Genomic DNA, 14368 nt, shown 5'->3' with positions numbered 1-14368 from the left:
AGTTCCGTGGTGCGCGCCCAGTGAACATTGTGGATTCACGCATCATGTACTCGATCTTGCCCGCGTTCGTATCTGCGTTGTTTCTCGGGTTTGGCCTCTACGTGCTGGCCACCAAGGGTCTCACGCGCGTGTCCGTCCCGTTCGCCTTGATGTGCGCGGCGACCTTCGTCTGGCAGGGAACGTGGGCCTTCCTGTTCCAGACGACCGATGCGAACGTCGCCAACCTGTTGGTCAAGGCTGGCTATCTGTTCATCCTTTTTCTGCCGACGACCTTCTATCATTTCGTGACGGAGATCGTATCGCGTCGGGACGAGCGGCCGATCATGTTCGCCTCCTACGGACTCTGCGTCCTGCTGGCTGTACTGCTGGTCACGAGCAATGCGGTCGTCGATGGATTCCGCCTGCATTTCTTTGGCCCGTATCCGAAGGCGGGCCCACTGCATCCGCTGCACGTCGTGCAAACGGTATTGCTGGTCGGCCGCAGCGCTTGGCTCCTGATCGACGCAAGACGACAGGAGCGAACGCGAGACGTCCGGCAACTGCTCGCGCAATGTCTCGTCAGCCTGGGCTTCTACTCGCTCGCGGCGACCGACTATGCGGTGAACTACGGCGTCGAGTTCTATCCGGTCGGGGTGCTGTTTATCGCGATCAGTCTCGGGATCCTCGCGACATCGATCGTCCGTTATGGCCTGATGGGCCCCTATCTCCTGGCCGCGACGGTCGCGCACGAAGTGGCCACGCCGCTGGCGGCGATCGGCCTGCACGCGGACGAGCTGCGCAACGTCCTGCCGGTGCTGCTGCGCGGGTATCGGCTGGCGGTGGAGCACCGGTTGTGCGCCGACGGCTTGTATCCCGGACAGCTGGAGCGGCTGCCGACGCTCGCGTCGTCGATCCGGCGCCAGGTCGACACCACGAGTACGGTGGTCGAAATGTCCCTGGCGTCCTTTACGCTGGACCGACTCGATCGCCGCGGCTTCGCGGCCCATCCGATACGGGCCTGTGTCGACGCCGCGGTGGATCGCTTTCCCTTCCGACCGGGTGAGCGAGACCGTGTATCGGTCGACGCGATCGATCCGGACCTTCGGTTCTCCGGATCCGACTCGCTCGTGATCTTCGTCATCTTCAATCTGCTGAAAAACGCCCTGTACGCGATCCACTCGAACGGCCGTGGGCAGATCGAGATCGACGCCCATCGCAGCAACGGTTACTGCGTGGTGCGTTTCAGCGATACGGGCCCAGGGATCGCCCCCGATGTGCTCCCGCGAATCTTCGACGCCTTCTTCTCGACCAAATCGCACGGTCGCGGCGCCGGCATGGGCTTGAGTTTTTGCCGCCGCGTATGCGAAGCGCTCGGCGGCACCATCGTGTGTGAATCCATCCCTGGCGTCCGGACCACGTTCACGATTCGGCTGCCGGAGCCCGGTTCGCCGGCGGACCAGGTATTGCGCGATCCGCCGGCGCCCACCCGGCGCTATCGCATCGGGTAAGGCGGTCTCACATTCAGTTCGCGGCGGACGGCAGGATCAGTTCATACGCCTTGACCCGCTCGATGATGCCCGGCGGAAACCGGCGGATCCGCTTGTCGGAGCCGGCAAACACGATCTGCTGATACCCCAGCGACACCTGTCGTCCGTCAACGTAGAAGCGAAACAGCAGATAGGCCGAACACTGCCGAACCTCGAACGTATTGAGATAGCAATCGACCCGCTGGAACGGAAACGTCTCGTGGACGTATTCCTGATGCGCGCGCTTCGTCACGAACGACCCGCCGGCCGCCAGCAGGTTGTTGTGGATGCATTCGTGAAACCAGCGTTCACGGCACACGCCCTGCCATTCGAAGTAGCGTGCGAAATAGGTGTTCATAAAGGCATTGGAATCCTTGAGGTAAATGTCGATCACGTGGTGGAAGGTTTTCTCGGACAGATGTGCCGTTTCGTTGGAAAGGACGTGAAGAATGGCGTCTCGCGTCAACATGGATAACTCCTTGAATCGCTACTGGCGGTAGCGGCGCATTCCTTCAACGAGAAGGAATGGCCCGATTCTCCCCGTGCAATTCCGTTGAGCCGCGTGGTAAAAAACGCCGAATTCGCAAATAACGAGCAGTTGATATGCGTCCCACTTTCGCCGGATAATTGGCGCGGTCGTGCAACGCGACCGTCATTCGCGGTAACGTGTCTCCGGTACCGCATCTTCTTTTGCTGATTTATCGAGACTCGTATGCAACCCTTCGTTAGCCAGCCGGTGCTCTATCCCGTGTCCGTGGTGTTTGTCGACGACAATCCGGATTTCCTGCAGGCGCTGCGGGGCGCATTTCCGGACGAACACCTGAACCGTTTTTTTACGCAACCGCAGGCGGCGCTCGACTTCGTGTCGTCGCGTGACGCGGAGCTGCCACCAACGGCCGCGGACTATTTCGGTGCGGAGAAAAAAGGCGGAAATGCGGTCGGCCAGGACGCGCTCACCGATCCCGCCCGCTTCGAGGCGGTGGGCGCGGTGGTCGTCGACTATTCCATGCCGGAGGTTGACGGCGTCCAGTTTCTGTCCTCCATCCGCAACGCGAACTGCATGAAAATCCTGCTCACCGGCATCGCCGATGAGCGCGTGGCGGTGGACGCGTTCAACGCGGGACTGATCGATTGCTACCTGAAGAAAACCGACGTCGAGATGGCGCGCAAGCTGGCAACCGTGCTGGACAACGCAAAACGCAAGTACTGCGCGGCCCGCGGGCACATCAGCCTGCATGAAGCGGGGTCGACCTACCGGGATCCGCGGATCGTCAAACTGATCGATGAGGTGGCCGCGCGGGAAGGCATCGTCGAATACTACTGGCGCCCCAATCAGGACGCGGTGCTGATGTTCGACGCGGCCGGCGCGCCAAGCGTATTTCTCGCCTGGAACGAAGAGGACTGGTCGTTCCACTGCGATATCGTGGCCGACGCGGACGGGCCGGCCGAATTGTGCCGCGGCATGGAAGCGCGCCGCATCATGCCGCTGTTCTGGCCATTTCAGGCCTATCGGCCGGGCCGCGCGGACGTTCACTGCGCGGCCCCGCTACCCGTTCCGGGATGGAGCGGCACGTTTTATAGCTGGACCCGTCTGGATGATTCGGCCACCGAGCGCGAGCTGCCGACGTTGGCAAAATGGCGTCACGCGTAAGCGATCATCCGCCTGTTTCCAAACGGAAAGTTTAGGCGAGGCGGTGCTGTCGTCGACTCGGGAGCAACTCAAATGGGAGTAATCCCTGTCAATATTGACAGTTATCAGCGGCGCGGACTTTTGTTCTAATAGCACCCTATTCCGAGGGCCACCCACTATTCCAATTAGGTGGCACATCCGTTCAGGGCATGCCGTTGACCAACGGTCTGCATCGCCTCCCGATATCGATCGATTCTCGATCCGATGTTGTCTCACGCTTCCAAAAGCTGCAGCGACACGCGATCCGTAAATTTCCGACTGGCGCATCGAGGCTCGTTTTCACGACGCGTCGACGTCACCGCACGGGCGCGGGTCGTGTCTATGGATGACGCGAAAACGGGCTCACGGTCGTGTGCAAGGCAACGCTTCCGGCGCCGGCCCGCCTCGTCAGAAATCCCCCCTGTCAGACCGCCTCGCAGCGACCGCGGCCATCGCACAACATGGCCGATTTTCGGTGGATCCTCGCGCGGCGTTAGAATAGCGCCCCTTCTGATGGGAGACGAAAATGTCCTGGTTCGTTTACGAAGTACCTGAATACCATGAAGACGCTGCGCGCATCGAGCCTTTCAGCGACCTGCGTAGCCGTGTGCTGCAAGTCGCTGGCCCGGCCATGGCCGATGAACTGGAAAGCGTTCGCGAGAACGCCGCGGCGACAGCGGACACGTCCGAGCGCCCCCTGCGGACTCCGGAGAATCCGCATGTCTTTCCGATTCCTTACGCCGACTCCATGATCCTGGTCGGATTCATCTTCGATCTGAAACGCGAATTCCGGCAACTGGTCGTGTCGCCCGTGGAAATGCCCTGGCTGAAAGACGCGTAAAAGGTGGTCGGAACGGAAGCCGACGGGAGCGTTGCTCCTGTTCCGGAGCCGCGGCCGAGTGTCCAGCGCACGCTTTCGGATACACGTGCTTCGCGTTGAAACCGCGCGTCGGACTGAATCGAGCTTCCCCGTTCGCTTCAGCGCATGACGCGGTTCGAGATCGCGTGAGAAATCGCAAGCAAGTGTACGCACACAGCATCTGCGCTCGGGCGATCTATCGGCGTCCCGGCTTCCAGAAACGGACATGTGATGACCGCGATGGCGTTCCCTGCCCTGTCCAGCAACGGGAACGACATGTTTTCCAATCCGCTGAAGCTCAAGCTCGATATTCGTGCGTATCCCATTCGACAAATGGCGTTGAGCTGTCCATGCGGGATTTCCGTGAGCCCGCGTTCGTCAAGCGTCGCACGCTGCGTGGCGCGCAGCATGGCAATCCGGGCCTGGACACCCTGAAAAGCCAGCAGGGCCAAGCCCGGCGCGGTGTCGATCACGCCAAGTTCTGCGCCGATCCTGGGTGTAATCGTGAGTCGGTCCGGCGGCTCATACGTTGCGACGACGCGCACCTGGCCGTCGTGAAAGACGCCCAGGAAAGCGGATTGAGATACTGCGCGGACGAAATTCGTCATCTCCGGATACAGGGTGTCGAGAATGTCACGCAATGCCGGATGTTGCATTGCCAGTCGATAGATTTTGGAGGAGAGGTGATAACGATCCCCGCCGGATGCTCGATGGACGTAACCGCGTGAGACCAGCCTCTCGACCATCCGATAAATCTCGCTCGGATTGCGACCGAGCGCCGTCGACATCTCGGTGCGCGACAAGCCGTCAGCCTGCCCCGCAAGCAATTCCAGTATGTCGAGCCCCTTGTCCAGCGCGGGTGCGTGATAGCGATCGTGCCTGACTGCGCGATACGCGTTTTCCAGAGAATGGGATTCAGAACCAGTCATCAGTTGTACAGATCGATCCGGTGAAATGCACCAGGAGTGCGCGGTGCGGAGGCATCGGCTCGCATGACGCGACGGTTGTAGTCATGCCCGGAGCCGACGCAATCATGGCCGGAAGCGAGCACTGCTCTTCGAACAAGGGGAAGAAATGGGCTTCTAGTTGTTTTTATCGACACGACGCTTGTCGGTCGTCATCGCTCGACAGGTGATCAACGCAACATCCGTCGCTCGAACGGTCGGACAGCGCCGCGCTTCCGGCCCCGCCCGGCCCGATTGGACCAGGCGAGGCTGGAGAGGGACGAGCCGCTGCCCGCCATCTTCGCGCGCAACACCCCATCAGCCAGCAAAACCCTGCCGATCGTCCGTTGACGGCGATGGCATTGTGGTCAACGAGCGCCCTCGTGCCGATTCTTTGTGATTGCTCGTCGGAATGCCGCCGCCCGCCCGGCCCTGTTGTTTTCTGCGTCGATCAAAGCGGCCACATGACCGATCGACGCGCCGTCATCGCGCGGGGCGCTGCCAATGGTGGCATCGCTGGTCAAGGTTTCCGGGAGCGCATTGCCGGCGAACCCGCCCCGTCTCTCCTTGATTGGCGCGAATCTTAAATGAACGCGTGCGGCGAAAGCTGACAACTTCTGACATCCGGCTCGCGTGTGCAGTTGCCGCCGTGCGGCCGGACGACGTCGGGCGTTCGGTTATAGTGACGCCCGATCGCAGAAACCGACACGAATCGCGTGATGCTTCCGCTCATATTCTTCATATTATTTTCCTGGGCTTCGGGAGCGTTCGCGTCAACACCCATTCCGCTGCCGGATGGCGGGCGCGTCAACATCCAGGCGGGCTGGGATCTGCTGCGCGATCCGGGCAACGCGCTCACCGTCGAGCAGATATCGGGCGCCGAGATCGCACGCCGGTTTGTCGGCCAGACGTCGGAGCCGGCGCTCGGCTATGTCAACGGTGCGGTGTGGCTGCGTCTGACCGTGATGCGGCCGGCGAGCGCTCCGCCGATGTGGCTGCTGGAATTGCGCTCGTCGCTGCTGAACGACGTCACGCTGTACGTGCCACAGCCCGACGGCGGCTATCGGCGCCACGTCGCGGGCGACCGCAAGCCGGTGGAGCAACGCGACGTCGCGTACCGCAACCCCGTGTTCCGCCTCGATCTTCCCGCCGGCCAGCCGGTCACGCTCTATCTGCGGATCCGCAGCACCAGCACCATGAGCTTCTCGATGGTGCTGTGGTCGCCCGACGCGTTCATCTCCGCGACGAGCATGGAATCGCTGCTGTTCGGCCTGCTGGACGCCGCGCATCTCGTGCTGCTCGCGTCGAGCCTGTGGCTCTTCCGGGTGACGCGCGACGCGTCTTTCGGGCTCTACGGGCTGAGCGTCATCGTGAACCTGCTCACCGCGCTCGGTGCCGAAGGCTACCTCTACCAGTACCTGCTGCCGGACTTTCCGCTCGCAAGCAACGCGGTTTACCTGCTCAGCTGGCTATTCGGCACGCCTGTCGGCACGCTGTTCACCGCTCACTATCTCGGCCTGTTCAACGCGCGCTGGCGGCGTCCGGCCATCGCCTTTTGCGTGCTGACGATCGTCGCAGCGCTGGCTGCCGCGCCGCTGATGCTGGTCGTCAACGTCTGGTGGGTGCGTCCCCTCTACCTGTTCTGGCAGATGGCGGTCATCGTCGTGATGATCGCCGTTTCGATCTGGCTCACGGCGAACGGACACCGGCATGCACGCGTGATCGTGCTCGTGCTGCTGCTGTTGCTCGGCGGCAGCGCGTTGCGGGTCGCGCGCAACGTCGGCTGGGCCGCACCGGGGCTGCTCGTCGACAATGCCGGCTATCTGGGTATGCTCGCGTTCATGCTGATCATGAATTCGGCGATCAGCGCGCGCTACAACGCGATGCGCAATGCGATGGAATCCGCGCAGGCAGACGCTTTGCTGGTTGCCCGCCAGGCCGAGCGCGATCTGGAAGCCAAGGTCGCGCTGCGCACCCAGGCGCTTCGCGAGGCGATGGAGCAAGTGGAAGCGTCTCTGGCGATTGAAAAGCGCGCACAGGACGAACAGCGCCAGTTGCTCGCAACCGTCTCGCACGAACTGAGGACGCCGCTGGCCGTGATCGACGCCACCGCTCAAAACCTCGAGCTCGACGATGCTCATGCCGATGCGCTGACCTCGTCGCGCTACCAGAAGATCCTGCGCGCGACGCAGCGTCTGACGGCGCTGATCAATGACGCGCTGCACGAGGACGGTTTCGAACTGCTGCGGCGCGGGCCCCGTATCGACCACGCCGGCCTGGCAGCCTTGCTCGACGATGCGGCCACCGCCGCCGGGGTGCTGTCCGACGGCCACCGCATCGAAATCGACGCGACAGATCTCCCGGACGCCTTTGCATGCGACGTCGGCCTGACGCGTCTCGTGCTGCGTACGCTCGCCGACAATGCCGTCAAATACACGCCCGGCGGGACCCGGATCGTGTTGCGCGGCCGGCGTGTGCCGGGCGGCGTGGAACTGGAGGTGGAGGATGGCGGCCCCGGTATTGCACCGGCGGACCTGCCGCACGTGTTCGACCGTTTCTATCGCGGCCGCAACGTGGGCCGCAAGCCCGGCACGGGCCTCGGTCTGCCGCTGGCACGCCGCATGGTCGAGATGCAGGGCGGTACATTGAGCCTGGTCAGCAACGAGGGGCACGGCTGCCGGGCGACCGTCTTCTTGCCGGCGAACGCGGACGCGGTGGCCGTTGCGGCTCAGCCGACCATCAGCGGTGCGGCGAACGCGTAACCGGTGCGATGCACGGTCTTCAGCGGCAGCTCCGAGCCCGACTCGCCACGCCAGCGCTGCCGAAGTCGGCTTACCATCGTCTCCAGCCTGCGCTCGTCGTAGTCGACCCAGTCGAAACCGAACGCCTCCGCGATCTGCCGCCGGCTGACTGCCTCGGACGGATGGCGCGCCAGCAGGGCGAGCAGGCCGATCTCGCCGGCCGACAGGTCGAGCCGCCCGCCGTCCGGCGCGAACAGCACGCGTGCCTGACGGTCGAGCCGCCAGTCGCTGGCGACCCGGCGGCCGAGGGCCTGAAGAATGGCGTCGAGTTCGATCAGCTTCACCGGCTTGACGAGATAATGATCGGCCCCGCCAACCAGGCCATTGATCTTGTCCTGCGTCTCCCCCCGCGCGGTCAGCATGACGATGCCGCAGTCGCGATGCCGGGCCCTGAGCCACGCAGCCGCGTCGAAGCCGCTCCCGTCCGGCAGCATCACGTCGATGATCGCGAATGCGAGATCCGCCGCCCGTTCCCGGAATTCCGCGACCGTGCCGGCCTGACTGACCAGCCAGCCACGCCGTTCCAGAAACGCGGCGATTTCCTCGCGTAACTCAACCTCGTCATCGAGCAACAGCACTTTAGCCATACCACTACCCCGGCCCCGCGTTGTGCACTTGCGGAGTTTTCCTTGTTTCCGTCGCCGATCGGCGGCTGTGCCGCGCTGGATTGCGCGACGCATTCGTCATCGGCCCCACATGTGCTTGCGTGTCGCGAGCACGGGGAATTCTAGCCGACGATTACCGTGGCGATGATGACCGGTTGCAAGGAATCGAAGGCCGGGCTGGATGCGTCGCTCACACGGGCGTCGACCGGCCAGCGGATCGTGTTGTCGCTGGCCGGAACCGTGAAGGAGAAAGAGAAATCACAGGGCGTCGGCTTCCCGGGCCCTCTCCCCACTTCGCTCTACCCAGCCCCCGCCCAACGCACGGTAAAGCGTGACCAGGTTGGTCCAGCGCGCCAGCCGCGCATTGATCAGCGACTGCTGCGCCGAGTACAGGTCGGTCTGCGCGGTCAGCACCGACAGGTAGCTGTCGACGCCTTTCCTGTAACGCAGGTCCGACAGGTCGAAGCGGCGCTGCTGCGCGTGCTCGTTGCGCTCCAGCGCCGCGATCTGCTGGTCGTACGTGCCGCGTGCGGCCAGCCCGTCCGACACTTCGCGAAACGCCGACTGGATCGCCCGCTCGTAGTTCGCGATCTCGATGCGCTTCTGCACGTGCGCGAGATCGAGGTTGGCGATGTTCTGCCCGCCCTCGAAGATCGGCAGCGCAATGTTCGGCGCGAACGACCACGCTGCCGTGCCGGCCTTGAACAGGCCACCCAGCGTTGGGCTCGCGGTGCCGAACGCCGCCGTCAGCGAGATCTTCGGGAAGAACGCCGCGCGTGCCGCGCCGATGTTCGCGTTCGCGGCCAGCAGCGTCTGCTCGGCCTGCATCACGTCAGGACGACGCGTCAGCAGGTCCGACGGCAACCCGGCCGGCACGTCCGTCAGCAGGTTCTGCGAGTCGAGCGGCATGCCCGAAGGCAGATCGTCCGGCAGCGGTTCGCCGATCAGCAATACCAGCGCGTTCACGGCCTGCGCGCGGGAGCGTGCCTGCGCCTGCTGGTTCGCGAGCGCCGTCTCGACGACGGTCTGCGCCTGACGCAGGTCGAGCTCGGAGCCCGTACCGTTGTCGAACTGCAGCTTCGTCAGGTCGTACGACGCCTGCGCGGACTTCAGCGTGTTCTCCGTGACCTTCAGCAGATCGTCGGTCGACAGCACCGTCAGATACTGGTCAGCCACCTGCGACACCAGCGAGATTTCCGACGCCTGCCGCGCGTACGCGGTCGACAGGTACTGCGCGAGCGCCTGGTCCTTCAGGCTCTGCACGCGGCCGAACAGATCGAGCTCCCACGACGCGGACAAGCCGACGTTGTAGGCACGCGTGATCAGCGGCGCACCCGTCGTCGACACGCCAGCCGGATAGCGCTGGATGTTGCCCGAGCCCGTCGCATCGAGTGTCGGGAACAGGCCGGCACGCGTGATCTGGTATTGCGCACGCGCCGCCTCGATGTTCAGCACCGACACGCGCAGGTCGCGGTTGTTCTTCAGCGCGATCTCGATCAGCCGCTGCAGGCGCGGATCGACGAAGAATTCGCGCCAGCCGATGGCAGCGGCCGCCTGGCCGTTCGCGCTGCGCGCGCGGGCCGCGGCACCCGGTTGCGTCGCATAGACGCCGCCGGTCGGGAACGTCTGTGCGACCGGCGCGTCGGGCCGCGTGTAATGCGGCGCCATCGTGCAGCCCGTGGCGAAGAACGCGGCCACCGCGGCAGCCGCAACGCGGATCCGATTCATGTTGCTCCCGTTGCGCACCCCTGCGGCGCGCGTTTCAAATTGCTCGCTCATACCGTCTCCAGCACACGTGCCCGCTCGCTGGTCGCCGCCTCGCGATGCCGCTTGGCGATCAACGTGTAGACGGTCGGCAGCACGAACAGCGTGAACAGCGTGCCGACCAGCATGCCGGTCGAGACCGTGATGCCGATCGCGAAGCGGCTGGCTGCACCCGCACCGCGCGCGAAAATCAGCGGCACGAGCCCGGCGACCATCGCGGCAGTCGTCATCAGGATCGGCCGCAGGCGCACCGCGGCCGCGTGCTCGATCGCCGCGCGCCGGTCGAGGTGCTGCGTGCGCTGCAGCTCGTTCGCGAAGCTCACCATCAGGATCCCGTGCTTGGAAATCAGGCCGATCAGCGTGACGAGCCCGATCTGCGTATAGATGTTCAGCGTCGCGAAGCCGAGATACAGCGGCACCAGCGCGCCGCACACCGACAGCGGCACCGACACGAGGATCACGAGCGGATCGCGCAAGCTTTCGAATTGCGCGGCGAGCACGAGGAAGATCACGACGAGCGCGAACACGAACGTGACGGTCAGCCGGTTGCCTTCCTGCACGTATTGCCGCGATTCGCCGAGCCAGTCGATGTCGTAGCCGGCGGGCAACGGCTGCTTCTGCAGGAACTCGACCGCCTGCCCCATCGTCACGCCGGGTGCGGCCACGGCCGACAGCGTCGCCGAATTCAGCTGGTTGAATTGCGTGAGCGCGTTCGCCTGGCTGCCGTTCGACACGCGCACGACGGTCGACAGCGCGACCATCTTGCCGCTGCGCGTCTTCACGTAGTAGCGGTTCAGCATCTCGGACGACAGTCGCTCCGCGCGTGCGACCTGCGGAATCACGTCGTACGAGCGGCCGTCGTGATCGAAACGATTCACGTAGTTCTCGCCGACGAGCACCGCGAGCGTATCGGCAATGTCCTTCATCGTGACGCCGAGTGCATTCGCCTGGTTGCGGTCGATCGTCACGCCCACCGCGCGGCTGTCGAACGTGAGGTCGCTATCGACGACCGCGAACAGCCCGCTCTTCGACGCGGCGGCCTTCAGCTTGTCCATCGTCGAGAAGATGTCCTTGAAGTCCGCGGGCGCGCGCAGCACCATCTGGATCGGCAGGCCGCCGCTCGACGCGGGCAGCGAGGGCAGCAGGAACGTAAACACCTGGTCGCCGGCAATGGCATTCGCGCGCGTCTGCACGAGCGCCTGCAGGTCGGCGGCGCCGCGCGTGCGTTTCGACCAGTCGACGAGGTTCACGCCGGCGAAGCCGAGATTGGCACCGCCGACGCCATTCAGCACGAAACTCGTATCGGCCTCCGGCAGCGATCGAAACACCTTCTCGACCTGCGGCGCGTAGCGCTCGAGGTAATCGAGGTTCGCATACTGCGGCGCCTTGACCTGCAACATGATCGAGCCCTGGTCCTCCTGCGGCGCCAGTTCGCGCTTCACGCCGCTGAACAGCACGCCGATGCCGAGCAGCACGCCCGCGCCGAACACGAGGACCGCCGGCCGTGCGGCAAGGCTCGCATGCAGCAGGTGCCGGTAGCCGTGCGTGACGCGCGACAGCGTGTGCTCGATCGCACGCGCGATGCGCCCTTCCGACATCTTGCTGTCGAGCAGCAGCGAACTCAGCATCGGCGACAAGGTCAGCGCGATCAGCGCCGACACGCACACCGCGCCCGCGAGCGTGAACGCGAATTCGCGGAACAGCGAACCGGTCAGCCCGCCCATCAGCCCGATCGGTGCATACACGGCGATCAGCGTGATCGTCATCACGATCACTGGCGACGCGATCTCGCGCGCGCCGAGCAGCGCCGCGCGCGCGGGTGGCTCACCGGATTCGATGTGCCGGTGGATGTTCTCGACGACGACGATCGCGTCGTCGACGACGAGCCCGATCGCCAGCACCATCGCGAGCAGTGTCAGCAGGTTCAGCGAGAATCCCGCGGCCAGCATCAGCGCCGCGGAGCCGACGAGCGCGAGCGGAATCGTCACGACCGGGATGATGACCGCACGGAAAGAACCGAGGAACAGGAAGATCACGACGACCACGATCGCGATCGCCTCGATGATCGTCTCGCGCACCTCGTCGATCGACGCATTGACGAAGCGCGCCACGTCGAACACGTCGCCGATCCGGATGCTGGCGGGTTTGCTGCGCTCCATCGTCGGCAGCAGCGCCTGCACGCCGCGCACGATGTCGAGCGGGTTGCCCGACGGCGTCGCGTTGATGGCGATGTTCACTGCGCGGTGGCCGTTCATCAGCGCGCTCGCGTTGTACTGCTGGCCGCCCAGCTCGATCGTCGCGACGTCGCGCAGCCGCACGAAGCCGCCGTTCGCATCGGACTTCACGACGAGGTTGCCGAACGCGGCGACGTCGGTCAGATCGGTGTTCGCGGAAATGTCGGCGACGGTGAGCGCGCCTTTCAACTGGCCCGGTGCGGCCTGGACGTTGTTCGCCTTCAGCGCCGCCGACACATCGGCAGCCGACAACCCGTGCGCGGCCAGCCGCGCGGCGTCGAGCCAGACCCGCATCGCGAGGTTCTGCCCGCCGACGATCTCGGCCGATGCCACGCCCGGCACCGTGGTGACCAGCGGCTGCGCGACTCGCACCACATAGTCGGTGATCTCGGGGATCGACAGCGTATCGCTCGAGAAGCCGAGATACATGACGGCCGTGGGCGCATCGGTGAGCTTGGTGATCACCGAGTCGTACGCGCCTTCGGGCATCTTGTACTTGACCTCCTGCACCTTCGCCATGATTTCCGTCATCGCGCGGTCGGCGTTGGCATTCAGGCGCAGCCGCGCCTTCACGACGCTCTTGCCCTGGGTCGACGTGGACGTCAGATACTCGATGCCGTCCGCAGTTGCAATCGACTGCGCGATCGGCGTCGTCACGAAACCCTGCATCAATGCCTGCGACGCGCCGGGATAGGCCGTCTCGACGCTGATCGTCGCGCTCTCCAGCATCGGATACTGGCGCACCGGCAGCGCGCCGAGCGAGCGCAGTCCGATCAGCAGGATCAGCACGCTGCACACGAGCGACAGCACCGGCCGCCGCACGAAGATATCGGTGAAACGTGCACCTTGCGTGGTCTGGCTCATCGCACGGTCTCCCGTTGCGTGGACGCGTCGGCAAGCGCCTGCACCTTCGCGCCCGGCGCGACGCGCAGCTGCCCGGTCGTCACGACCGCGTCGCCGGCGCGCAGCCCGTCCTCGATGACGATGCGGCCCTGGTCGCGTGTGCCGGTGCGCACCTTGCGCACGCGCGCGACGCCGATGCCGCGCCCGTCGCGCTGCTCGACCACGACCACGGTGTCGCCCGCCTGCGACGTCTGCACTGCCGTATCCGGCACGCTGATCATGGCGTCGCGGCCCGGCAGCATCAGATGGGCGTCGATGTACATGCCCGGGCGCAGGAGCTGGCCGGCATTGGTCACGGTGGCCTGCACGGTGATGTTGCGGGTTTCGTCGCCGACCTGCGGCTCGATGGCCGTCACGCGCCCGTCGAACGACCGTCCCGGATACGCATCGGTCGTCACGCGCACGGTCTGGCCGAGCGCGACGCGGCTCAATGCCTTCTGCGGCACCGTGAAATTCGCATGCAGCGTGTCGAGATCGGTAAGCGTCGCGATCGCGTCGCCCGGGTTCAGGTACTGCCCGAGATTCACGCGTCGCAGCCCGATCACACCGGAGAACGGCGCGCGAATCAGCTTCTGCGTGATCACCGCCTGGGTCTCGCGGATATCGGCGCGCGCGGCATCAAGTTCGTAGCGGCGCACGTCGAAGGTCGCCTTCGGCTCGGCGCCGTTCGGCGCCAGCTGCTCGGAGCGCGCGAACTGGCGGCGCGTGTAGTCCGCCTTCGCCTGCAGCCCGGCAAGCTTCGCCTGTTCGGGCGCGTCGTAGAGTTGCACGAGCGCTTGACCGGCGCTCACACGCGAGCCCGCGACGAACTGGATGCCGACGATGCGGCCCGCGACTTCCGGCGCGATCGTCACCTGCCGCACGGCTTCGAGCGAGCCGACCGCGTCGAGCGTCGGCGCCGTCGACTGCGGATTCACGACGACGGTTTCGACCGGCAACGGTGCGGGCGGCGGCACCGGCCGATCGGCAGCCGACACGCGCTCCGTGCGCCAGAGGAATAATGCGCCGAACAGGACGGCCAGCGCGCCGGCGGTAAAGAACATTGAGCGTCTCATGGAGAATTCCCGATCGAGTCTGTCATGGC

Annotated in this window: 10 protein-coding genes; 4 read left to right on the top strand and 6 right to left on the bottom strand. The window is 64.9% G+C overall.

What is annotated here, in order from left to right; genetic code table 11:
• Window positions 1-44 precede the first annotated feature (44 nt).
• Complete coding sequence (locus H3H55_RS34910) at window positions 45-1487, top strand: sensor histidine kinase (RefSeq protein WP_193102730.1); 1443 nt, start codon at window positions 45-47, stop codon at window positions 1485-1487.
• Window positions 1488-1500: 13 nt separating this feature from the next.
• On the opposite strand, the gene H3H55_RS34905 is transcribed toward H3H55_RS34910, so the two are convergent.
• Window positions 1501-1974: an acyl-CoA thioesterase gene (locus tag H3H55_RS34905; RefSeq protein ID WP_129518125.1), complete on the bottom strand. Its 474-nt coding sequence runs from the start codon at window positions 1972-1974 to the stop codon at window positions 1501-1503.
• A 243-nt stretch (window positions 1975-2217) separates the two neighbouring features.
• On the opposite strand from H3H55_RS34905, the gene H3H55_RS34900 reads away from it, so the two are divergent.
• Both H3H55_RS34900 and H3H55_RS34895 read left to right on the top strand, forming a co-directional pair.
• Window positions 2218-3156 carry a response regulator gene (locus tag H3H55_RS34900; protein WP_193102729.1) on the top strand — a complete coding sequence of 313 codons (939 nt, stop codon included), beginning with the start codon at window positions 2218-2220 and terminating at the stop codon, window positions 3154-3156.
• Between the two features lie 544 nt (window positions 3157-3700).
• Window positions 3701-4015, top strand: coding sequence for a helicase (locus H3H55_RS34895; protein WP_129518127.1), 315 nt, complete (start codon window positions 3701-3703; stop codon window positions 4013-4015).
• Window positions 4016-4152: 137 nt separating this feature from the next.
• Here the strand turns inward: H3H55_RS34895 and H3H55_RS34890 are convergent, their stop codons facing one another.
• Window positions 4153-4962, bottom strand: a complete 810-nt coding sequence (locus H3H55_RS34890; protein WP_193102728.1) for an IclR family transcriptional regulator — start codon at window positions 4960-4962, stop codon at window positions 4153-4155.
• Between the two features lie 734 nt (window positions 4963-5696).
• On the opposite strand from H3H55_RS34890, the gene H3H55_RS34885 reads away from it, so the two are divergent.
• A complete protein-coding gene (locus H3H55_RS34885; protein WP_193102727.1) occupies window positions 5697-7739 on the top strand; it encodes a sensor histidine kinase in 2043 nt (680 codons plus the stop codon).
• Here the strand turns inward: H3H55_RS34885 and H3H55_RS34880 are convergent.
• The 4 genes from H3H55_RS34880 to H3H55_RS34865 form a co-directional block, all read right to left on the bottom strand.
• Window positions 7706-8365 carry a response regulator transcription factor gene (locus H3H55_RS34880; protein WP_193102726.1) on the bottom strand — a complete coding sequence of 220 codons (660 nt, stop codon included), beginning with the start codon at window positions 8363-8365 and terminating at the stop codon, window positions 7706-7708. The genes H3H55_RS34885 and H3H55_RS34880 overlap by 34 nt on opposite strands.
• A 276-nt stretch (window positions 8366-8641) precedes the next feature.
• Window positions 8642-10111, bottom strand: a complete 1470-nt coding sequence (locus tag H3H55_RS34875; protein ID WP_193102725.1) for an efflux transporter outer membrane subunit — start codon at window positions 10109-10111, stop codon at window positions 8642-8644.
• Between the two features lie 47 nt (window positions 10112-10158).
• Window positions 10159-13245 carry an efflux RND transporter permease subunit gene (locus H3H55_RS34870; protein ID WP_193102724.1) on the bottom strand — a complete coding sequence of 1029 codons (3087 nt, stop codon included), beginning with the start codon at window positions 13243-13245 and terminating at the stop codon, window positions 10159-10161.
• A complete protein-coding gene (locus tag H3H55_RS34865) occupies window positions 13242-14339 on the bottom strand; it encodes an efflux RND transporter periplasmic adaptor subunit (RefSeq protein WP_193102723.1) in 1098 nt (365 codons plus the stop codon). The genes H3H55_RS34870 and H3H55_RS34865 overlap by 4 nt, the downstream gene beginning before the upstream one ends.
• Window positions 14340-14368: the final 29 nt, after the last annotated feature.

The organism is Burkholderia sp. Z1 (assembly GCF_014893795.1).
In the GTDB taxonomy this organism is placed as follows: domain Bacteria; phylum Pseudomonadota; class Gammaproteobacteria; order Burkholderiales; family Burkholderiaceae; genus Burkholderia; species Burkholderia theae.
The sequence above is the reverse complement of the archived record's forward strand: the minus strand, read 5'-3'. Positions and strand labels throughout refer to the sequence as shown.

Excerpts from the sequence above, each read along its gene's own strand:
- H3H55_RS34895 (WP_129518127.1), top strand. The coding sequence starts at position 3,701 with ATGTCCTGGTTCGTTTACGAAGTACCTGAATACCATGAAGACGCTGCG.
- H3H55_RS34905 (WP_129518125.1), bottom strand. The coding sequence starts at position 1,974 with ATGTTGACGCGAGACGCCATTCTTCACGTCCTTTCCAACGAAACGGCA.
- H3H55_RS34890 (WP_193102728.1), bottom strand. The coding sequence starts at position 4,962 with ATGACTGGTTCTGAATCCCATTCTCTGGAAAACGCGTATCGCGCAGTC.
- H3H55_RS34870 (WP_193102724.1), bottom strand. The coding sequence starts at position 13,245 with ATGAGCCAGACCACGCAAGGTGCACGTTTCACCGATATCTTCGTGCGG.
- H3H55_RS34880 (WP_193102726.1), bottom strand. The coding sequence starts at position 8,365 with ATGGCTAAAGTGCTGTTGCTCGATGACGAGGTTGAGTTACGCGAGGAA.
- H3H55_RS34885 (WP_193102727.1), top strand. The coding sequence starts at position 5,697 with ATGCTTCCGCTCATATTCTTCATATTATTTTCCTGGGCTTCGGGAGCG.
- H3H55_RS34910 (WP_193102730.1), top strand. The coding sequence starts at position 45 with ATGTACTCGATCTTGCCCGCGTTCGTATCTGCGTTGTTTCTCGGGTTT.
- H3H55_RS34865 (WP_193102723.1), bottom strand. The coding sequence starts at position 14,339 with ATGAGACGCTCAATGTTCTTTACCGCCGGCGCGCTGGCCGTCCTGTTC.
- H3H55_RS34900 (WP_193102729.1), top strand. The coding sequence starts at position 2,218 with ATGCAACCCTTCGTTAGCCAGCCGGTGCTCTATCCCGTGTCCGTGGTG.
- H3H55_RS34875 (WP_193102725.1), bottom strand. The coding sequence starts at position 10,111 with ATGAATCGGATCCGCGTTGCGGCTGCCGCGGTGGCCGCGTTCTTCGCC.